The 18,924-nt window shown below is 39.0% G+C and carries 16 protein-coding genes; 7 read left to right on the top strand and 9 right to left on the bottom strand.

Annotation, left to right across the window (positions count from 1 at the left end; genetic code table 11):
- Nucleotides 1–23: 23 nt before the first annotated feature.
- The 7 genes from C3F34_RS00400 to C3F34_RS00370 are packed head-to-tail and all read right to left on the bottom strand — an operon-like array spanning nt 24 to nt 7,323.
- Nucleotides 24–683, bottom strand: coding sequence for a methionine ABC transporter permease (locus tag C3F34_RS00400; RefSeq protein ID WP_044739481.1), 660 nt, complete (start codon nt 681–683; stop codon nt 24–26).
- Nucleotides 664–1,734, bottom strand: a complete 1,071-nt coding sequence (locus tag C3F34_RS00395; RefSeq protein WP_104440809.1) for a methionine ABC transporter ATP-binding protein — start codon at nt 1,732–1,734, stop codon at nt 664–666. Before C3F34_RS00395 ends, C3F34_RS00400 begins: the two co-directional genes overlap by 20 nt.
- An 11-nt stretch (nt 1,735–1,745) precedes the next feature.
- Nucleotides 1,746–2,588, bottom strand: coding sequence for a MetQ/NlpA family ABC transporter substrate-binding protein (locus C3F34_RS00390; RefSeq protein ID WP_104440808.1), 843 nt, complete (start codon nt 2,586–2,588; stop codon nt 1,746–1,748).
- A gap of 9 nt (nt 2,589–2,597) precedes the next feature.
- Complete coding sequence (locus C3F34_RS00385) at nt 2,598–3,440, bottom strand: MetQ/NlpA family ABC transporter substrate-binding protein (RefSeq protein ID WP_044739484.1); 843 nt, start codon at nt 3,438–3,440, stop codon at nt 2,598–2,600.
- A gap of 31 nt (nt 3,441–3,471) precedes the next feature.
- Nucleotides 3,472–4,887, bottom strand: a complete 1,416-nt coding sequence (locus C3F34_RS00380) for an LLM class flavin-dependent oxidoreductase (protein WP_104440807.1) — start codon at nt 4,885–4,887, stop codon at nt 3,472–3,474.
- Nucleotides 4,887–6,110, bottom strand: coding sequence for an SfnB family sulfur acquisition oxidoreductase (locus C3F34_RS00375; protein ID WP_104440806.1), 1,224 nt, complete (start codon nt 6,108–6,110; stop codon nt 4,887–4,889). The genes C3F34_RS00380 and C3F34_RS00375 overlap by 1 nt, the downstream gene beginning before the upstream one ends.
- A gap of 10 nt (nt 6,111–6,120) precedes the next feature.
- Entirely contained in the window at nt 6,121–7,323 is a 1,203-nt protein-coding gene (locus tag C3F34_RS00370; RefSeq protein ID WP_104440805.1) for an SfnB family sulfur acquisition oxidoreductase, read from the bottom strand.
- Nucleotides 7,324–7,694: 371 nt separating this feature from the next.
- Here C3F34_RS00370 and C3F34_RS00365 point away from each other — a divergent pair, with 371 nt between their 5' ends.
- On the top strand, nt 7,695–8,465 hold the full coding sequence (locus C3F34_RS00365) for a glutathione S-transferase family protein (protein WP_016167533.1): 771 nt from the start codon (nt 7,695–7,697) through the stop codon (nt 8,463–8,465).
- Nucleotides 8,466–8,721: 256 nt separating this feature from the next.
- Entirely contained in the window at nt 8,722–9,192 is a 471-nt protein-coding gene (locus C3F34_RS00360; protein ID WP_016167534.1) for an Lrp/AsnC family transcriptional regulator, read from the top strand.
- Between the two features lie 107 nt (nt 9,193–9,299).
- Here C3F34_RS00360 and C3F34_RS00355 read toward each other — a convergent pair whose 3' ends face one another.
- Both C3F34_RS00355 and C3F34_RS00350 read right to left on the bottom strand, forming a co-directional pair.
- Entirely contained in the window at nt 9,300–10,049 is a 750-nt protein-coding gene (locus C3F34_RS00355) for a YebC/PmpR family DNA-binding transcriptional regulator (RefSeq protein WP_016167535.1), read from the bottom strand.
- 116 nt (nt 10,050–10,165) lie between these two features.
- On the bottom strand, nt 10,166–10,726 hold the full coding sequence (locus C3F34_RS00350) for a 1-acyl-sn-glycerol-3-phosphate acyltransferase (protein WP_044739488.1): 561 nt from the start codon (nt 10,724–10,726) through the stop codon (nt 10,166–10,168).
- A gap of 650 nt (nt 10,727–11,376) precedes the next feature.
- Between C3F34_RS00350 and cas1f the strand changes: the two genes are divergently transcribed.
- The 5 genes from cas1f to csy3 are packed head-to-tail and all read left to right on the top strand — an operon-like array spanning nt 11,377 to nt 18,922.
- Nucleotides 11,377–12,339: a type I-F CRISPR-associated endonuclease Cas1f gene (gene cas1f / locus C3F34_RS00345; RefSeq protein ID WP_104440804.1), complete on the top strand. Its 963-nt coding sequence runs from the start codon at nt 11,377–11,379 to the stop codon at nt 12,337–12,339.
- Nucleotides 12,336–15,725, top strand: a complete 3,390-nt coding sequence (cas3f, locus tag C3F34_RS00340) for a type I-F CRISPR-associated helicase Cas3f (protein ID WP_104440803.1) — start codon at nt 12,336–12,338, stop codon at nt 15,723–15,725. Before cas1f ends, cas3f begins: the two co-directional genes overlap by 4 nt.
- Nucleotides 15,726–15,743: 18 nt before the next feature.
- Nucleotides 15,744–16,994, top strand: coding sequence for a type I-F CRISPR-associated protein Csy1 (gene csy1 / locus C3F34_RS00335; protein WP_104440802.1), 1,251 nt, complete (start codon nt 15,744–15,746; stop codon nt 16,992–16,994).
- Nucleotides 16,994–17,884 (top strand): type I-F CRISPR-associated protein Csy2, encoded by an 891-nt coding sequence (gene csy2, locus C3F34_RS00330; RefSeq protein WP_104440801.1) that lies wholly within the window; start codon nt 16,994–16,996, stop codon nt 17,882–17,884. Before csy1 ends, csy2 begins: the two co-directional genes overlap by 1 nt.
- A gap of 24 nt (nt 17,885–17,908) precedes the next feature.
- On the top strand, nt 17,909–18,922 hold the full coding sequence (gene csy3 / locus C3F34_RS00325) for a type I-F CRISPR-associated protein Csy3 (protein ID WP_104440800.1): 1,014 nt from the start codon (nt 17,909–17,911) through the stop codon (nt 18,920–18,922).
- Nucleotides 18,923–18,924 lie beyond the last annotated feature (2 nt).

Here is an 18,924-nt window from a genome sequence, read left to right as displayed (position 1 = left end):
CGGCACCTTCAAGTGCATGATTGTTAAACTTTTCGTTTGTCTAGTTGTTGTGCAAGTGCATCTCCTGTTGCTTGTACTAACATAACCAGAACCACTAAAACTACAATAACCGCGAGCATGATTTGCATATCGAAACGTTGATAACCATAACGGTAGGCAATATCACCTAATCCACCTGCGCCAATGGCACCTGCAATCGCTGAAGAATTAATCATGGTGACAATTGTTACGGTAAAGCCTGCCACAATTCCAGGTAAAGCTTCAGGCAGTAATACATGCCAAATGATTTGTTTACGGTTACAACCAATGGCTTGCGCGGCTTCAATTAGGCCTTGATCGACCTCACGTAAGCTCACTTCAGCAATACGTGCAAAGAATGGTGTTGCAGCTAAGGTGAGAGGCACAACGGCAGCCCAAACGCCATAACTGGTGCCAACAATAAAGCGTGTTAAAGGAATCAAGGCTACCATTAAAATCAGGAAAGGCACCGAACGGGTAATATTCACCACCCAACCCAAAGCTTGGTTAATCGGTTTTGAGGGATAAATGCCGTGCTCACTGGTATTCACCAGTATGACTGCCATAGGTAAGCCAATTAGGAAAGCTAAAATTGCCGATACGCCGACCATAATTAGCGTATCAACAGTTCCTGTGAGCAAAAGGTCAATGAGTTGGTTGTGCATAGCCTAATACCTCAATTTTGGCAAACTGGTGTTGCAGTTGTTGTTTAAGCTGATGGATATCCAGATCATGCTGTGGTACAGCTACCACAAATTTTCCAATCAAATGTTCCTGAATTGAATCAATATGACTTTGATAGAGATGAACAGGGCGATCGATTGCCGAGAATATCGAATTTAGATCTGGTGCATGTTGCAGGGGTGAGGCATAACTTAATCGCAAGATTACCTGACTCGATTCTGCTAGTGGTTGCTCGTGTAACTGAAAGGGCAAATCTAATTCTTCTAAATTGAGCAACTCTTGAGTAATTTGCTGCTGAGGATTGGAAAATACCGACCAGACTTGTCCAGACTCCACGATTTCACCGTGTTCAATCACCACAACTTGGTCGCAAATTTCACGGATGACTTGCATTTCATGAGTAATCAGGACAATGGTAATACCGAGGGTTTGATTGATTTCCTTGAGCAGCGATAACACCACTGAGGTACTTTCTGGATCAAGTGCAGAGGTTGCTTCATCACATAATAATATTTCAGGATGATGCACCAGCGCACGGGCAATGCCGACACGCTGCTTTTGCCCACCAGAGAGTTGCGATGGATAGTGTTGAGCCTTATTGGCTAAACCCACCAGTTGCAGTACTTCGCTGACGCGTTGCTCAATTTCAGTCGTACTGTAATTGGCGATCTTCAGCGGTAGTGCTACATTCTCCCACACGGTTTTAGCCGACATTAAATTGAAGTGCTGAAAGATCATGCCAATACGCTGACGTAATTGGATGAGTTCTGCATGATCGAGTTCAGCCAAATTCTGTTGATGGATGTGAATGCTACCTTCACTGACTTTTTCTAGGCCATTGAGTGTACGCAATAGGGAAGATTTTCCCGCACCACTTTTACCAATAATGCCGAAAATCTTACCTTCAGGAATATCCAAATCGATATTCTTTAGTGCATGGACTTGTTGGTTTTGTACTGCATAATACTTGTTCAAATTACGGATTTTGATATGTGGAAGGGAAAAATCCACATGAGAACCAAAACTCACCATTGTCTTTCTCCTTATTTCCAGCCTTCAAACCACATTTTGCTGCCAAAATCTCGGTCTAAAATCTCTTGAACTTTTTTAGAGTTTTGGAAAGCTTTAACGAAAGTGGCTAATTTTTGATTGTGATCGCTGTAGTCTTTACGTGTGACGAACAAAATTGCGTATTTCTTATCGATAGGGTCGAGAAACAGAGCGCTATGCGGATCGGTTACTTTCGCCATTTTTAAGTAATGTGGAAAACCAAAGATGAGGTCGGCATCGTTATATGCATGTGCAGTTTGTGGCCCTTCAACTTCAATAAATTGCAGTTGTTTCGGATTTTGGATGATGTCCTGCACGGTTGAAAGTTCGTTATTGATATCCTTCAATTGAATTAAACCTGCACGGTGTAGCAAAATCAGTGCGCGTGCAGAGTTTACAGGATCATTCGGAATGACCACACGGGCTTTGTTTGGGAGTTCCTGTAAGGACTTATATTTTTTAGAATATAGTCCAACATGACTGCCTGTACCTGTGGCAAAGGCATGTAAGTCATATTGAGTTTCACGAATTGCATTGCGTAAAAAGACGCTTTGCTGGAAAAAGTTGGCATCAATATCGCCGTTTTGTACTGCGACATTGGGTGCATGCCAGTCAGAGAATTCGACCAGTTTGACCTGAATCCCTTGTTTTTTTACATCATCTGCAACACTTTGCAGCAGTTCTGCATAAGGTGGGCTAATGCCAATGGTTAAAACATCTTGTTGTGCCTGACTTTTGCTGTAGCGGTAAACCGCTACAGCAGCAATCAAGATTACAACGGTCAGTCCAATCAGCCATACCTTACGATTTTGGGGCTTAAAAACTGAATCTGTCATTGCTCAATCTCACTTCCAACCAGGGAACCAAAGTTTTGAGCCAATCTCATCATTCAAAGTTTGTTTAACTTTGGCAGAAGTCTGATAAATTTTGATAAATTTTTCTAATTGTGCTGCTTTCTCTGGATGTTGCTGTTGGTAGTCATCGCGCACCACAAATAAAATCGAATAACGGGTATTGGTATTGTCATCTAAAATCAGCGCATCATTCGGGTCAATGGTTTTGGCAAGACGTAAATAATGTGGGTAACTGAAAACTAAGTCAGCATCATCCACTGCGCGTGCCGTTTGCGGCCCTTCAACTTCAATAAATTGTAGCTTTTTAGGATTGGCAGCAATGTCTTGTAAGTTAGATAAATGATTCTCTGGATTTTTTAAGGTAATTAGTTTGGCTTGTTGTAACAGCAACAATGCACGACCTTGATTCACAGGATCATTTGGAATGACTACGCGAGCTTGATCTGGTAGTTCATCCAGTGAATGGTATTTCTTGGAGTATAGGCCAACATGGGTTGTGACGCCTTTATCCAATGCTTTTAGTTTGAATTGAGTTTCTTTGATAGCATTGTCCAAGAAGGGTTGATGCTGGAAATAATTGGCATCAATATCACCATGATTCAAAGTAATATTCGGGGTATTCCAGTCGGAAAATTCCACCAGTTTGACATTGATCCCTTGTTGTTTCGCCTCTTCGACGGCAACCTTTAATGGGTTAGCAAAGGGTGGGCTAATACCAATCACTAACTCGGTATTGCTGGTCTTTTTATGGTAACTCCACGCCACTAGCCCAATCACCAGTGCAGCGACAAGTACCCCTAAAAAGGTAAATTTATTTTTTGCAGTTAAAGCCATGTTATCTCTCGTATTTTCAAATTTACAGCTGTTAAGCTGTCTGTTTTTCTGAATGTGTGGTTAAGTCTGGAGACGAATTTGAGCTTAAACATCGGAACTGCTGTACAGGATGATGGTCGGCAAGATGGCCGCCTTGTTGAAATAGTTTGTGTCTTAAACTGCCTTCGCTGTAGCTTGTTTTGTAGCGCCCACGTTGTTGCAATTCAGGGATGACATAGCGAATAAAGTCTTGATGTGATTCTGGGGCAACCGTGCGGGTCAGATTAAAGCCATCGATGCCTGTTTCATCGATCCACCGAATCAGTTGTTCTGCCACAGCCGCGCCACTTCCAATAATGAGGGGATAACGTCCACCCAAGACATGCTGTGCTTTTAAGTCATTGCGTGTAATGGTTTGTTCTTTAAACTTTTGATTGACTGAGGCAATGCTATTGGTTTTTTGATAAGGAATCGCTTCATCATCAGCAAATTTGGATAAATCGATGCCTACCGAACTGGAGTAATGTGCTAAACCCGCTTCAGGACTGGCATAGCGGATATATTCAGCCAATTTTTCTTGAGCCAATGCATCCGTTTCTGCAGTCACAACAGTAATGCCAACAAAGATTTTAACGTTATTTGCATCTCGACCTTGAGCAACTGCGAGGGCACGAATTTTATCGACCTGTTGCTTAATCTTCTCTGGTCGATCTCCACCAATAAAAATACCTTCTGCATGTTGAGTCGCAAATGCTAAACCACGTGGCGAAGCGCCTGCCTGATATAAAACGGGGGTACGCTGTGGTGAGGGAGAGACTTGAAACACCCCTTGACTTTGATAAAACTGTCCCTGATGCTGAATGGCATGTACTTTAGCGGGATCGGTAAAAATACGCTGTGCTTTATCTTTCAATACCGCGTCATTTTCCCAAGAGCCTTCCCAAAACTTATAGCAAAGCTCAAGAAATTCTTCGGCTTGGGCATAACGCAAGTCGTGTTCTTTTAGGCCTTTTTGTCCCACCAATCGTTCTGCGCTATCCAAATAGCCAGTCACAATATTCCAACCGATACGACCTTGGGTTAAATGGTCTAAACTGGCAAAACGACGGGCAAATTGATATGGATTTTCATAGCTTAAATTAACCGTAACACCAAAACCCAAATGTTGAGTTGCAGCAGCCATAGCTGAAACCAAGGTACTTGGATCATGACTAGGCAACTGGATCGATTCTTTCAGAGTTAAATCAATACCATTCTGATAGACATCATAAACACCCGTAATGTCGGCAATAAATAGACCGTCAAATAAGCCTTGTTCTAAGGTTTGTGCCAATTCAGTCCAATAACTGAGTTCATTAAAACGGTGCGATTGATCTCGCGGATGTGTCCATAAACCATGATTGATATGCCCAACCGAATTCATATCAAAGGCATTTAAAATAATCTTTTTTTGCGTTTGTTGTGTCATTATAAGGTCCCCCGACGTGGAGGGCGAATGCCGTTGAGAGTGTAATTGGCAATGAAGTAATACTTCCAACGTGCCGCATCATGCAGGGTATGCACGCGGGCGTTACGCCAGAAACGATCTAAACCATCTACACGCTGGCTACCACGGCTACCTGCCAGTTCAATCAGTTTGGACGATGCTTTAAGTGCTGTTTCACTACTATGGGCACGTACTTTGGCAACGTCTAAAGACGCTTGAGTAATGCTGTCTTCGGTGGGTTGCGGTTTGGCGGCATCGATAGAGCGAGCAGCTTGTTTTAATAACACTTCGCTAGCGCGAACATCTGCCACGACACGACCTAATTCTAATAAGGTGAGTGGGTCTTGGGTTGCAGCATCTACACCTGAATCAATCCAAGGACGGGCTTGACGAACGCGAATCAAGGTTTCTTCAAAAGCAGCACGGGCGATGCCTGTTTCAATTGCCGCATGCATAATTTGGGCAAAAGGTCCAACCAAAGTAGGCTGTTGAAAGGCTTGATCGAAAGGAATTACATCTTCTGCAGCAACAAAGACTTGATGGAATTTAACCGTACCGCTGCCTGTAGTGCGTTGTCCAAATCCCGACCAATCATCAATCAGCTCCAAGCCTTCACTGTTACGCGGAATAAAGGCCAGAAATTCACGATCATGGGCATCTTTGACCAAAGTTGGAATACGATGTGCAAACAAACTGCCAGTGCAGTAGAATTTTTCACCATTTACGATAAAACCATTTGCTGTCGGAGAAATTGCAGTTTGTTTTTGTGCGGCATTCTTAGTTTTAAATTCTGCAAGCGCATTACCAAAGCGCGCACCTTGCAATACCTCCTGATACAGTTTTTGTTTTTGTTGTTCAGTACCTGTATTACGCAGTACTTCAAGGGCGTAGAAATGATTTTGTGGGATCTGACCGATTGAACCATCCACACCACTCATAAGGGCAATAATCTGCGCCACGGTATAGCTCGAAACTTCAGCACCCCCATATTGTTTAGGTACCGTAATGGCCCAAAGTCCAGACTGGCTATAAGCTTCAATTTCATCAAAAGGCAAAATGCGCTCAGCATCGCGCAGAATCGCATTGTGCTTGAATTGTTCTGCCAAGGTATGCGCAATTTCTAAGGCTTCGGCATCGGATTGAATAATATGTGCAGGTGCAAGTTGTGCTGCCTGTGCAGGGGAAATACTTTGAAATGAGGTCATGTTATTCTCCTTAAATCCATGCATGGCGGGCAGGTAATTTATGATTCAGGTAATAATCACCTAGCGCATGCAGTTTCCAACGCACAGGATCATGTAAGGTGTGCACACGTGCATTACGCCAGTGCTGATCTAAATTGAATTGACTTAAACTCGAACGACTGCCCCCGAGTTCGAGCAGTTTTTCAGAAATATTCAGTGCTGCATCATTGGCATAAATTTTGGCTTCAGCGACGAGAATAGAGGCTCGTGCAGCTTGCTCATTGGTTACCCCCTCAAGCTGATCTAACTCATCTAAATACTCTGCGGCTTCATCGAGCAGTAAAATAGCGGCCTCAAGTTGAATTTGCAGTTTGCCTACTTCTTGTAGGGTGTAATGTTCAAAGCTGGCTTTTTCCACTTGGGCATCGACAATTGGACGCGCTTTTTTGATGGTTGCCAACGTATCTTCAAAGGCAGCCTCAGCAATACCGACATCAATCGCGACTTGTAACAGTTGCGAATAAGCACCACGATAGGTAGGTGCTGCCGTTAAGAGGCGTTCATCAAAAATCAGAAAGGGATCAATTTCCACATGGTTCAGACGGACCGAGCCACTCGATGTGGTGCGTTGTCCAAAACCATCCCAATCATCAATCACTTCTACGCCTTGCGCTTCACGATTTACGATGACGAGCACTACATGACCTTCAGGATGAATGGCTTTAATGGCTAACCAGTGGGCGAAGCTGCTGCCTGTGGAATAGAATTTTTCACCTTGAAGATAGTAGTGGCTATTTTCAATACTCAAAATGGTGTTGAGTGTTTTAGAGTCTTTGGTATGGCGCTCAGGACCACCATTGGCAAGGCGTTTACCTGCTAAAATTTCTTGAAAAATGAACTGCTTTTGCGCTTCGGTGCCCATCAAGTCAATGAGATAAAGTAAGCTAATTTGATTTTGAGGGATTTGCCCGATGCTCGAATCGGCTTTATTCAAAATACGGAATACGCGTGCCAGTGTTTTATTGGAAACATAAGCACCGCCATATTGTTTGGGAATTCTTAAACCGCCTAAGCCTTTTTGGCTAAATTGTTCAATTTCTGCAAAAGGTAATGTACGGGTTTGATCTCGAACATTTCTTTCCTCGAGTGCAAAATCTGCAACTTGGTAAGCTGCATTAATTGCATCTTGATCATTTTTGATGATCTGTACGTTTTTAGAATTGATATAAGCCATGATGACACCTTCGAAACAATGTCAAAACGTTAATATCTCAGCTTTAAAAAATTAACTGACTGATTTCTATGTACTTATGAAAAACAATGTTTAAAACTTAAAGTGGTAAAGTTTGAATAAAAACAGATAAGTTAAATAATTGATTTTAAATAATAATTTAAATTTTGAAATTTCAGCTACTGAATTGAAAGAGGCGGGTTATCTTGTTTAAAGATATTTAAGCCACAAAATTATATAACTGTAAAAGGCTCAGCTATATTTATTTTGGGATAAAAATGACATTGTGTTTCTGGCTTTGACTGACTAAAGTAACAGACTGAAAGCGTTGGTTTTCTCAAAAATCAATGTTCCGATCAGCTTTTGGAGTGTTTATGCGAATTTTATACCAGTTTCCTTTATCTCATTATTGTGAGAAAGCTCGCTGGTTACTCGATCATAAACAACTTGATTTTGTTGCGCAGAATTTAATACCTGGTGTGCATCGTGCTTTTGCCCAACTTAAAACAGGGCAAAATAAACTTCCGATTTTACGAGACAACGAACATTGGGTTGCAGATTCAACACAAATTGCACTGTATTTAGATCAAACGTATCCTGAACATGCTTTATTACGTGCAGACCCACATTTAAGAGAAGCAGCATTAGAAATTAATGCGTTGGCGTCCGAGCTTGGCTTACATGTACGCCGTTGGGGATTAGCACAAAGTCTATCTGAAAGTGATGAAACTTTAGACATTATGATTGGTGAAAAAGGTTATCTGCGCCAATTTGAGAAATTTTCTAAACCTATTTTAAGAACACTGGTGTCTAAGAGCTACCAGCTTGATGCCGAAAAAGTTGAATATTCTAAGCATCAGATGGAACAGCTCATCAGTGTATTGAATCAGAAATTATTAGAAAATGATGGACGTTATTTTGTGGGTGAGCGTTTAGGGTTTGCAGATATTTCGGTCTGTTCCATGCTAGCACCCTTATTGGAAATAGCGGGAACCCCTTGGGAACGTGAAGAAGACTATATTTCAGGAAGTTCGGAAGATTTTTATATCTTCAAGCATCAACTTTTGGATTTACCTTTAGGGCAATATGTACAGCGTATATATTATACTGAACGTAATGCGCGTGTAGACTGGCGTGGTATGTAATCTTTGCTGTATTACTCATTGAAAAAAGATGTGTAATGATCACCCTTGAATAATTTTTAATTTATCTTCAAGGACATTTATGGCATTAAATTTCTATAAATCTAATGCCTGATAAAAATATCTAGTATGCATGACTTTATTTTTAGTGGAATAAACGAAATAATCGTCTTAGATATTGAACACGTATCTTGCATAATTCAAATAATTCTTCCATGTGTTCTTATCTGTATTTTATTATTTTATCTTGGAGCCAGTGATGGAATTAGACCGCTTTGACAAACAGATTCTGGAAATATTGACCCATGAAGATGTGAATCTGAATGAACTGTCAGAGCGAATTAATCTTTCGGTCAGCTCAGTTCATCGCCGTATTAAACATTTGATTGATACCAATGTCATGACCAATGTACGTCGAGACATCAATTATCAAAAACTGGGTTTTAGCTTACATGTATTACTGCAAGTTTCTTTAAGTAAGCACGATACCGATACCTTTTCCAAATTTTTAGAAGAATTAGAAAGTATTCCAGAAGTGATTAATGCTTTTTTAGTCACAGGGCAGTCCGCAGATTTTATTGTGGAAGTGATTGCACGTGATATGGAAAATTACAGTCAAATTCTTCTCAATCGAATTGGTAAAATTGAGCACGTTGTTGCTTTACATTCGAGCTTCGTCATTAAGGAATACAATGTATTTAACTGTCGTGGTTTATTGAATAAGGTTTAAACTCTCAAAATTTTTAATGTTAGTTTAATCGCTGATATAAGCAATACCGTATGTATTCATCAATAAAAAAACGCGCTTATAGGCGCGTTTTTTTATTTTTTGAAAGATTACTCATCTAGCTGAGCTAAAACTTCTTCTGTAAATTCAACGTTCGTATAAACGTTTTGCACGTCATCTAAGTCTTCAAACATATCAATCATTTTCACGATTTTTTTCGCTTGATCGATATCAGAAATCAATGCTTTAGTTGAAGGGTTCATCACGACTTCAGCATTGTCAGATTTTAAGCCAGCAGCAGTCAAAGCATCCTGTACATCACCAAACGATTCAGGTGTAGTAATGACCAGGATTTCATCTTCAGTCACTTCAATATCTTCCGCACCTGCTTCTAAAGCGACATCCATAATTTTATCTTCTAAAGAAACATCTTCAAAAGTGATTTCGCCACGTTTAGTAAACAAGAATGCCACTGAACCATTGGTACCTAAGTTACCATCAGTTTTAGAAAAACAGTGACGAACATCTGGCACAGTACGGTTTAAGTTGTCAGTCATTGTTTCTACGATGACTGCAACACCACCCACGCCATAACCTTCGTAAGTGACCTCTTTTAAATCAGCATTTTCTTCACCACCAACACCACGCTGGATTGCACGGTTGATCGTATCACGTGTCATATTTGCGACTAATGCTTTCTCAACGACAGCACGTAAACGTGGGTTAGATGCAACATCACCACCGCCTAAACGGGCAGCTGTAACGATTTCACGAATGAATTTTGTGAATACTTTAGCGCGGCTCGCATCTTGTTTTGCTTTACGATGCTTAGTATTAGCCCACTTGGAATGACCCGCCATGCGAAATATGCTCCTTGTAGATTGGCTTTATGCCAAATCAAATTGAGCAGATTCTACCATAAGCCCTTTTTTCAGAGAAAGGGCTTAAGTTTGAGTTTTTAAACAATTGAACGGTGCTATTTGGGTTCAGGAATAATAATTTCCAATCCCACATTTTCTTTATACAGTTTTTGCATTAAAGCAAGGTCATGGTGCAATTCTGTAGGGTAAATTTTACCAAAAATACCGCCTTGTTTGGTTTGTGAATTGGCATACATCAATACAATAGGCACATTGGCAGCTTTAGCAATATGCCAAAAGCCTGTGCGGATAGGTTTGCGCGCTTCACCATTTTTTGCTCGCGTTGCCTCAGGTGCAATGACCAAATTAAATTTTTCATGAGAAGCAAAAAGGTCGACCATTTGTCCCACAATGTCTTGGTTCGATTTGCGGTCGACAGGGATGCCACCAATCGCTTCTAACAAGGGTTTTAAAGGGCCTTTAAACAATTCTTTTTTGATAAGTGTATGAATTTTAATATCGTAAATTTGGAATAAGGCAAGAGATAAAACAGCATCCATCATTGATGTGTGCTCAAAACCTACAATTACTTGTTTGTTTTCGAGGGTATTCGGTTCTACGTGATATTGCCAGCCCGCAAGTTTAAATGCGGATTCGCCAATCATTTTTTTTAACATAGCGGATCTTAATGTTTTGGGGTTAATCAAGCTTGCTAATGTCTGCCTATTTCAAAATAAGGTCAATGGCTGGAATGATGTAATTGCGTATATAAAATACAAATGTATATTTGATCTTTTCTATTTTGTAATGGTGTTGTGCTTATGCCAATAAATTAGCTTATTTATTGATTTTACTTATTAACTCATTGAAAAAAATTCTTAATTTATTGGAAAAATCACTATTCATTACATTTAAACCATATTAGACTTTTGTCGTAGATGAAATGGGACTTCACTAGATATCTTTCGTTTTACCAAAGCAAGTTTAGGATTGAACAAGATGATGTATTTTTCCGCTTTTCTGTTGGTATTTTTCTTTTTTTTATTGGTTGTCATTTGGTCTTCAATTGAGTTTTATTTAGATTATCGAAAAAAGAAATCAGTTAAATCATAATGAATTGGACTGCTTATGGTCTTATTTATTGAGTTCTATTTTAGATACCAAATGTAGGCTTGATGAGCAAATTTTAGGTTAAGAATAAGAATTTTGTTTAAACTAAAAAATTAAATAGACGTCAAAGTATGTCGTTTTAGATTAAAGCTTTATATATTTTTCCCATAATTTTTTTATACTCATTTTAATTATTATATTTATAGTTTTATAAAAAATGGAACAACTGAATCCATCGGACTTAAAAGCAATTCTTCATTCAAAACGTGCAAATGTCTATTACCTTGAACATGCACGTGTCATGCAAAAAGATGGTCGGGTGCTTTACTTAACCGAAGCCAAAAATGAAAACCAATACTGGAATATTCCGATTGCCAATACCACAGTAATTTTACTGGGTACAGGTACATCCATTACCCAAGCTGCAATGCGAATGCTCGCCAGTGCAGGAGTATTGGTTGGTTTTTGTGGTGGGGGTGGAACGCCGCTTTTTATGGGTAGTGAAATTGAGTGGATGACCCCGCAAAGCGAGTACCGACCAACAGAATATATGCAAGGTTGGATGCAATTTTGGTTTGATGAGGCTAAGCGTTTAGAAGTCGCAAAACAATTTCAGTTTGCGCGTGTCGAATTTATTCGAAAAGTTTGGGACAAAGACCGTGATTTAAAAGAGCAGGGTTTTTATTTGGATGATCGGGATATTCAAACTGCACTGGATGGTTTTGAAAAGAAGATTCCTAACACCACAAAAGTCGGTGATTTGCTTTTGCATGAAGCGGCCATGACCAAACAACTTTATAAAATTGCTGCAACCCGTTGTGGAAGCAAAGAGTTTAGTCGTAATCCCGAACAAGGAGACTTAGCCAATGACTTTCTCAATCACGGCAATTATTTAGCCTATGGTTTAGCCGCAACAACACTTTGGGTGCTCGGAATTCCTCATGGTTTTGCGGTGATGCATGGTAAAACCCGTCGCGGTGCTTTGGTATTTGATGTTGCGGATTTAATTAAGGACGCTGTGGTACTTCCTTATGCCTTTATTTGCGCCAAAGAGCGTATGGCTGAGCAAGAGTTTAGATCTCAAATCTTACAGAAATTTATCGAGCATAAATGTTTGGATTGGATGTTTGATCAGGTGAAAGATGCGGCATTGGCTGCAAAGCATGGGGATGAAGCATGATTGTGACCTTTGTCTCTCAATGTGAAAAGAAAGCGATTCCTCGCACTCGCCGTGTATTGGATGCATTTGCTGACCGAATTGGCGATAACACATGGCAAACGGTGATCACTGAAGATGGCTTAATTGCGGTTAAAAAACTCTTGCGTAAAACGGTGACTAAAAGTACTGCGGTAAGCTGTCACTGGATTCGAGGCAGACGTCGAAGCGAATTGCTGTGGATCGTAGGGAATCGGAATAAATTTAATGCGCAGGGCATTGTACCTGTAAATACAACAAAGAAGAAATTAGATCAAAATAAATGGGAAAATGATTGGCACTATTTGCCTCTAATCAAAGCATTGGTGGCTATTTCTGCTTTACTACATGACTGGGGCAAAGCAACAGTTTTATTCCAAGAAAAACTACAACCAGAGAGTAAGAATAGTAAAAAGGGTGATCCACTGCGGCACGAATGGATTTCATGTCTATTACTTAATGTCTTAATACAACATTCGGGCAATGTTAAACATGATGAAGCATGGCTGAATTTATTACTTCAACACAGTTGGAGTGAAGATGCATTAAAACAAACCATTACACAAAATTTAGATCAGTCCAAAGCTTTAGATCAACTGCCACCTATGGCGCAACTGGTTTCGTGGTTGATTGTTTCACATCATCGTTTGCCTGACTTAAAAGAAGAAGATCGTCGAAAGGCTTATGCATCTGTCCCAAAAGAAACACTTTCAAGTTTATTAAAAAGTATTGGGGCAGATTGGGGGTATCAGAATAAATTTGATGAAAATGATTATAAGGTACGTTTAAAACAGTGTTTTGAGTTTGAACAAGGTTTACTCAGTCAATCTACAGAATGGACGAAACAAATCAAAAAATGGTCAGGACGTTTATTACAAGAATTAAGTCATACCGAACAAATATTTGCGGATGGTAGTTGGCGGGTGATTGTGCATCATGCGCGTTTATGTTTGATGCTAGGTGATCATTATTATTCATCTTGTGATGCAGATGAAAATTGGAAAACCAAACTAACTTTAATTGCTAACACGGATCAAAAAAACAAACAGCCAAAACAATTTTTAGATGAGCATCTTGTGCGTGTGAGCGATAATGCAATGAAAGTTGCACAATCCTTAAGCCGTTTGGCTGATGAGATGGAACCTGCTTATGACATTCAAAAACTAAAAAAGAAAAGTCCTGATGGTTTTGAGTGGCAAGATCAGGCAGTCAAAAGTATTCAGCAATTTATTCAAAAGAATGAAGGTTCTGAAAAACAGGGTTGGTTTATTGTCAATATGGCAAGTACAGGCAAAGGTAAAACCATTGCCAATGCCAAAATTATGCAGGCTCTTTCTCCAAATGCGGATTCATTGCGTTATATCCTCGCTTTGGGTTTAAGGACTTTAACCCTACAAACAGGGGGTTCTTATCGTAATGACATTGGTTTGGGCAATGATGAGCTTGCAGTTCTGATTGGTTCTAAAGCGGTTCAGGAGTTACATCATAAAAACACGCAAAAGAAAGATGAAATAGAAAATGATCTTGCCGAGATTGGTTCTGAATCTTTAGAACAATTATTGGATAATGAACTCGATTATGAGTCGATGCCACAAGCCGATTTTATGAATGCATTATTTCCACAAAATCAGGCAGAACGAAATAAAGCATTTTTATATAAGCCTGTTTTGGCTTGTACCATTGATCATATGATGTCTGCTACCGAAACCAAACGCGGTGGGAAATATATTTTGCCATGTTTAAGGTTGTTGTCTTCAGATTTAGTCATTGATGAAGTTGATGATTTTAATGGGCAAGATTTAATTGCGATTGCTCGCTTAGTCCATTTAACAGGAATGCTGGGGCGTAAGGTGATGATTTCATCTGCAACAATCCCACCTGCATTGGCAGAAGGGTTTTTCAATGCTTATCAGCAAGGATGGCAATTGTATTGTGCTTTTAAAAAATTAAAAAATACAGATGTAGTCAGCATGTGGGTCGATGAGTTCAAAGCGCAAATACAAACGGTTCCATTAGCGAATAACCATAATAATGTTTTGGATTATGAAAAGGCACATGAAAAATTTGTACAAATTCGCGCCAAATCTTTATTAGAACAAGTGGTGAAACATAAGGCATATCTGATTGATTGTGCCGATTTAGTGGTAGAAAAAAACACGCAACAATTAGATGAAAGTGTGCAGACAGAATATTTTAGCCGTATTCAACAGCATGTAGAAAAATTACATCATGATCATCATACGATTGATGAAAAGACAGGTAAGAAAGTTTCCTTTGGAGTGATTCGAGTTGCTAATGTTTCACCTTGTGTCGCATTGACCCAGTATTTATTGAATGCAGAATGGTCGCCTGATGTGGCTGCTCGTACCATGGCATATCATAGTCGACAAGTTTTATTACTGCGCAGTGAGCAGGAACATCATTTAGATGAAGTGCTAAAACGGAAAGAAAAAATGGGTGAACAGCCCAAAGCATTTTCCAACCCTATGATTCGGCAACATTTAGATTCTACCCAAGTATACAATGTCATTTTTATTTTAGTGGCGACCCCTGTTGAAGAAGTTGGGCGAGATCATGATTTTGATTGGGCAATTGTGGAGCCATCTTCATATCGTTCGATTATTCAGTTGGCAGGTCGTGTACTTCGGCATCGTAAATTAGAACAGAATATTGAAAAGCCAAATATTGCTTTGCTGCAATATAACTTAAAAGGTTTAAGAAAAGCTGAAGTTGCTTTTGAAAAGCCAGGTTTTGAAGTTAATTCTGCGAAAGGGAATTTCAAATTAGACACCAAAAATCTTGCTGAACTTGTAGATATTCAGAATATTGAATCAGGCATTAATGCAATTCCTCGCATACAACGTAATTGTCCATTGCAACCGACTAAAAAATTAGCTGATTTAGAGCATGCTGTCATGGCAGATGCTTTAACGGCTTATGCAAAAGTTGGGGCACAACCGTTAAATGGTTGGCTCACGCAAAAATGGTTTTTAACCGCGCTGCCACAACGTTTTAATGCCTTTAGACAAAGCTCACCCAATATTCAACTCTTTGCCGTTTGGAAAAATGACAAGCTTATATTTTGTGAGAAAGATGATTTTGGTGAGTATATTGAGCGGACAGGTTTTTATAATATTTCTTGTGTTGAACTCAATGATTTAGAGAAAGAAAAACTTTGGCTTAATCGAAATTATGGCGACATTTTGTGTCGCATGGCAATTGAAAAAGATTCAGAAAATGAAGATATTAAGAGTGAAGTAGAAAAATTATCAAAGCGTTATGGAGAAATAATGCTTCCAGAATATGACAGTAACAAAAAGCTGACTTATTCAGAGCAATTGGGTTTAGTCGTTTTGAATAAAGATAAATAATAGGGGGATTGATAGATAATGACAGCAAGTATTGAAGCATTTTTAAATGAACGAAAAGAGCTGTGGCTCAAAGATCGGTTAAAAAAAGCAGAAAATGAAACGGTAATTGCTGAATTACAGCAGCAAGCCAATGAACGGTTTAGTTTACAAGAATGGTTGCCTGATGCCGCTAAGCGAGTCAGTCAACTTTCGATGGTGAGCCATCCAAGTAAATTTAGTCACCCTAGTGCGAAAACATCTGGTGTGATTGTGCAGGCAAAGCATGCAGTTGATGGATATTTACGTAGTGGTAATGTGGATTATCCATTAGATGTTTTTGGTAATGCTGCGGCCATGGATGTCTTCAAATTTTTGTCAGTTAATTTGGATAATGGGCAAACTGTTTTAGATGCCTTTGAAAAACAGGATGAAGATTTAAAGCAACTCATTCAACGTTCTTCTTTGGACTTTGATGTTTTACGCTTAGCTTTTCTTGTGATCAAAGACAATGATACATCAGTAAAAACAGATCATTTAGTCAAGCAGGTTTATTTTCCAATTGATGAAAAAAAATACCATTTACTTTCGTTACTTACGCCATCAGGATTAATCACCAAGTTAAAGCAAAGTATTGATGCAATACGATTTTCAGATGCAACAAAACTGGCAAAAGATCGACGTAAAAAAAATGAACTTGATGATGTTGGTTATGCTGATATTTATGATTTAACAGTGACGGCTTATGGCGGTACACAACCACAAAATGTCAGTGTATTAAATAGTCAAAATGCAGGAAGGGCTTATCTTTTATCCAGTAGCCCACCATTTTTTGAAAAACGTGCTATTCGATTACCGAAGACAGATTTTTTTGCTCAATGTTTATATCGTAAAAATTTTCAAGAAAGTTTTATTCAATTGCATAATTTTATGCAATTGAATCTGAATAATATTGAGATTCGTACAGCAATTCGCAACATCATTCAGTTTGTGATTGATCAAGTGATATTTCAGGCATTTAAAATTAGACAAAGCTATGCTGAAGGATGGTCGAACGAAGATTACTATGCAAGTTTGCCAAAATTACAACGTGTATGGTTAGACGGTTTTTATGAAAATGAACGTGAACAAGATGATGAATGGCGTGATGAATTAAGCCGTGAAATTGCACGTTGGATTTTACGAAGTTATGAAAAGTCTATCGAGGGTTCTTTTACGCTTGGAGCAGGAGAATTGATAGAGGTCAAACAACGTGTTGAAAAATCTTTACAACAAACGAAGGAGTTTTTCTAATGCGTAACTTCTTACTTATTTCACATTTAAAAATTCAAAATGCCAATGCCATGAGTAGCCCATATACCATTGGCTTTCCTGCGATGACAGCATGGCTTGGCGCGATACATGCCTTGCAACGAAAACTACAGGCTCAAGGTTACACCAATATTATTTTAGATAAAGTTGCGATAAGTTGCCATCACTTTGATTTACAAACTTATAAAGGGCGAGGAGATTTTGTTCACTCCATTGTAGGAACAGCCAATCCGCTTGATAAAGATGGTAATCGACCTGCTTTTATTGAAGAAGCACGTTGTCACCTTGAAGTTTCGCTGTTAATTGAATGTCAAAATTTAGATCCTGATGAAGAAAAACAGTTATTGGTAGATGTGCAAAAATTAATTTTGAGTATGAAATTTGCCAGTGGCGATGTATTGGCAGTGAAAAATTGTAGCTTGCAATATTTTGATGAAGATGGAGACCAAAATCAGCAACTCAAGCCTCTTTTAAATAAATTAATGCTCGGTCATGTGCTGATTGAACGCCGTGATTTGGTTATTGAAAGTATGAATGAAGGCAAAGATGCCTTAGATGCTGTACTTGATTATTTAAAAGTCACACATAGTTCCACACAAGATGAAAATGGCAAAGTCACATGGTCATCTAAACGCAAAACTATGGGTTGGCTTGTTCCAATTGCTGTTGGCTTTCAGGGGATTTCTGAATTAGGGCAAGCGAAAAATCAACGTGACGTTAATACGCCACATCGTTTTGCAGAAAGTGTGATTACGTTGGGCGAATTTATCATGCCTTATCGCATAGAAAGTATGGATCAATTGTTATGGCAATATCATGTTGATTTAGAAAATAATTTATACCTTTGTCAAAACGCAACAACAACGATTTAAATCATTTATTAAGGAATAAAATTCATGGCTAAAAATGAAAAAGCAGTTGCAAGTGTCTTAGCATTTGAAAAGAAATTAGTCCCATCTGATGGGTATTTTTATGGGACAAATTGGGATAATCGTGCTGAACAAACAGCATTAAAGTTGATTGAAAAATCTGTACGAGGAACTATTTCAAACCGTTTAAAACCTGCTGTAGCAGGCGACCCGATGAAGTTAAATGCTGAAGTGGAAAAAGCCAATTTACAAAAAGTAGATGCTTGCTCACTTGGTGAAAGTCAGGATACATTAAAAGTTTCATTTAGCTTAAAAGTGTTGGGTGGCGTAGAAAAACCATCTGCTTGTAATAATGAAACGTTCTTTAAGTCCTATGAAACTGTGGTAAAAGACTATATTCAGCAATATGGTTTTACTGAACTTGCAAAACGCTATGCATTGAATATTGCAAATGGTCGCTTTTTATGGCGTAACCGTGTTGGGGCTGAAAAAGTAGAAGTGGTTGTAACAGCCAATGATCAACCATCAATTACATTTAATGCGTTTGATTATTCACTTCATGATTTTGATACTGTTGATAGTCAAGTTCAGGCATTAGCTGACCAAATCGCTGCTGCTTTAAAGGGTGAATTGCCGTATTTACTTTTAAAGGTTGAAGCTTATGCTCTGGTGGGTAAAGCACAGGAAGTTTATCCAAGTGAAGAACTTGTATTGGATAAAGGTAAAGGCGATAAAAGTAAGATTTTATATCAAGTCAATGATGTCGCGGCAATGCACTCTCAAAAAGTTGGAAATGCACTACGTACTATTGATACATGGTATCCAGAATTTGAAGATAAACAAATGGCTATTGCAATTGAACCCTATGGTGCAGTAACGAATTTAGGCAAAGCGTATCGTACCCCAAAAGAGAAAAAAGACTTTTTTACACTCTTTGATAAATATGCGTTGGGTGAAAAGTTAGAAAATGCTGAACAGGAACACTATGTTATGGCTGTTTTAGTCCGTGGTGGTGTATTCGGTCAAAGTGCTAAGGACTAAAT

Origin of the sequence: Acinetobacter sp. ACNIH2, from assembly GCF_002934965.1 — a bacterium.
Lineage (GTDB): Bacteria > Pseudomonadota > Gammaproteobacteria > Pseudomonadales > Moraxellaceae > Acinetobacter > Acinetobacter tandoii.
The sequence above is the reverse complement of the archived record's forward strand: the minus strand, read 5'-3'. Positions and strand labels throughout refer to the sequence as shown.

Coding starts and splice junctions, on each gene's coding strand:
- C3F34_RS00400 (WP_044739481.1), bottom strand. CDS start 683: ATGCACAACCAACTCATTGACCTTTTGCTCACAGGAACTGTTGATACG.
- C3F34_RS00395 (WP_104440809.1), bottom strand. CDS start 1,734: ATGGTGAGTTTTGGTTCTCATGTGGATTTTTCCCTTCCACATATCAAA.
- C3F34_RS00390 (WP_104440808.1), bottom strand. CDS start 2,588: ATGACAGATTCAGTTTTTAAGCCCCAAAATCGTAAGGTATGGCTGATT.
- C3F34_RS00385 (WP_044739484.1), bottom strand. CDS start 3,440: ATGGCTTTAACTGCAAAAAATAAATTTACCTTTTTAGGGGTACTTGTC.
- C3F34_RS00380 (WP_104440807.1), bottom strand. CDS start 4,887: ATGACACAACAAACGCAAAAAAAGATTATTTTAAATGCCTTTGATATG.
- C3F34_RS00375 (WP_104440806.1), bottom strand. CDS start 6,110: ATGACCTCATTTCAAAGTATTTCCCCTGCACAGGCAGCACAACTTGCA.
- C3F34_RS00370 (WP_104440805.1), bottom strand. CDS start 7,323: ATGGCTTATATCAATTCTAAAAACGTACAGATCATCAAAAATGATCAA.
- C3F34_RS00365 (WP_016167533.1), top strand. CDS start 7,695: ATGCGAATTTTATACCAGTTTCCTTTATCTCATTATTGTGAGAAAGCT.
- C3F34_RS00360 (WP_016167534.1), top strand. CDS start 8,722: ATGGAATTAGACCGCTTTGACAAACAGATTCTGGAAATATTGACCCAT.
- C3F34_RS00355 (WP_016167535.1), bottom strand. CDS start 10,049: ATGGCGGGTCATTCCAAGTGGGCTAATACTAAGCATCGTAAAGCAAAA.
- C3F34_RS00350 (WP_044739488.1), bottom strand. CDS start 10,726: ATGTTAAAAAAAATGATTGGCGAATCCGCATTTAAACTTGCGGGCTGG.
- cas1f (WP_104440804.1), top strand. CDS start 11,377: ATGGAACAACTGAATCCATCGGACTTAAAAGCAATTCTTCATTCAAAA.
- cas3f (WP_104440803.1), top strand. CDS start 12,336: ATGATTGTGACCTTTGTCTCTCAATGTGAAAAGAAAGCGATTCCTCGC.
- csy1 (WP_104440802.1), top strand. CDS start 15,744: ATGACAGCAAGTATTGAAGCATTTTTAAATGAACGAAAAGAGCTGTGG.
- csy2 (WP_104440801.1), top strand. CDS start 16,994: ATGCGTAACTTCTTACTTATTTCACATTTAAAAATTCAAAATGCCAAT.
- csy3 (WP_104440800.1), top strand. CDS start 17,909: ATGGCTAAAAATGAAAAAGCAGTTGCAAGTGTCTTAGCATTTGAAAAG.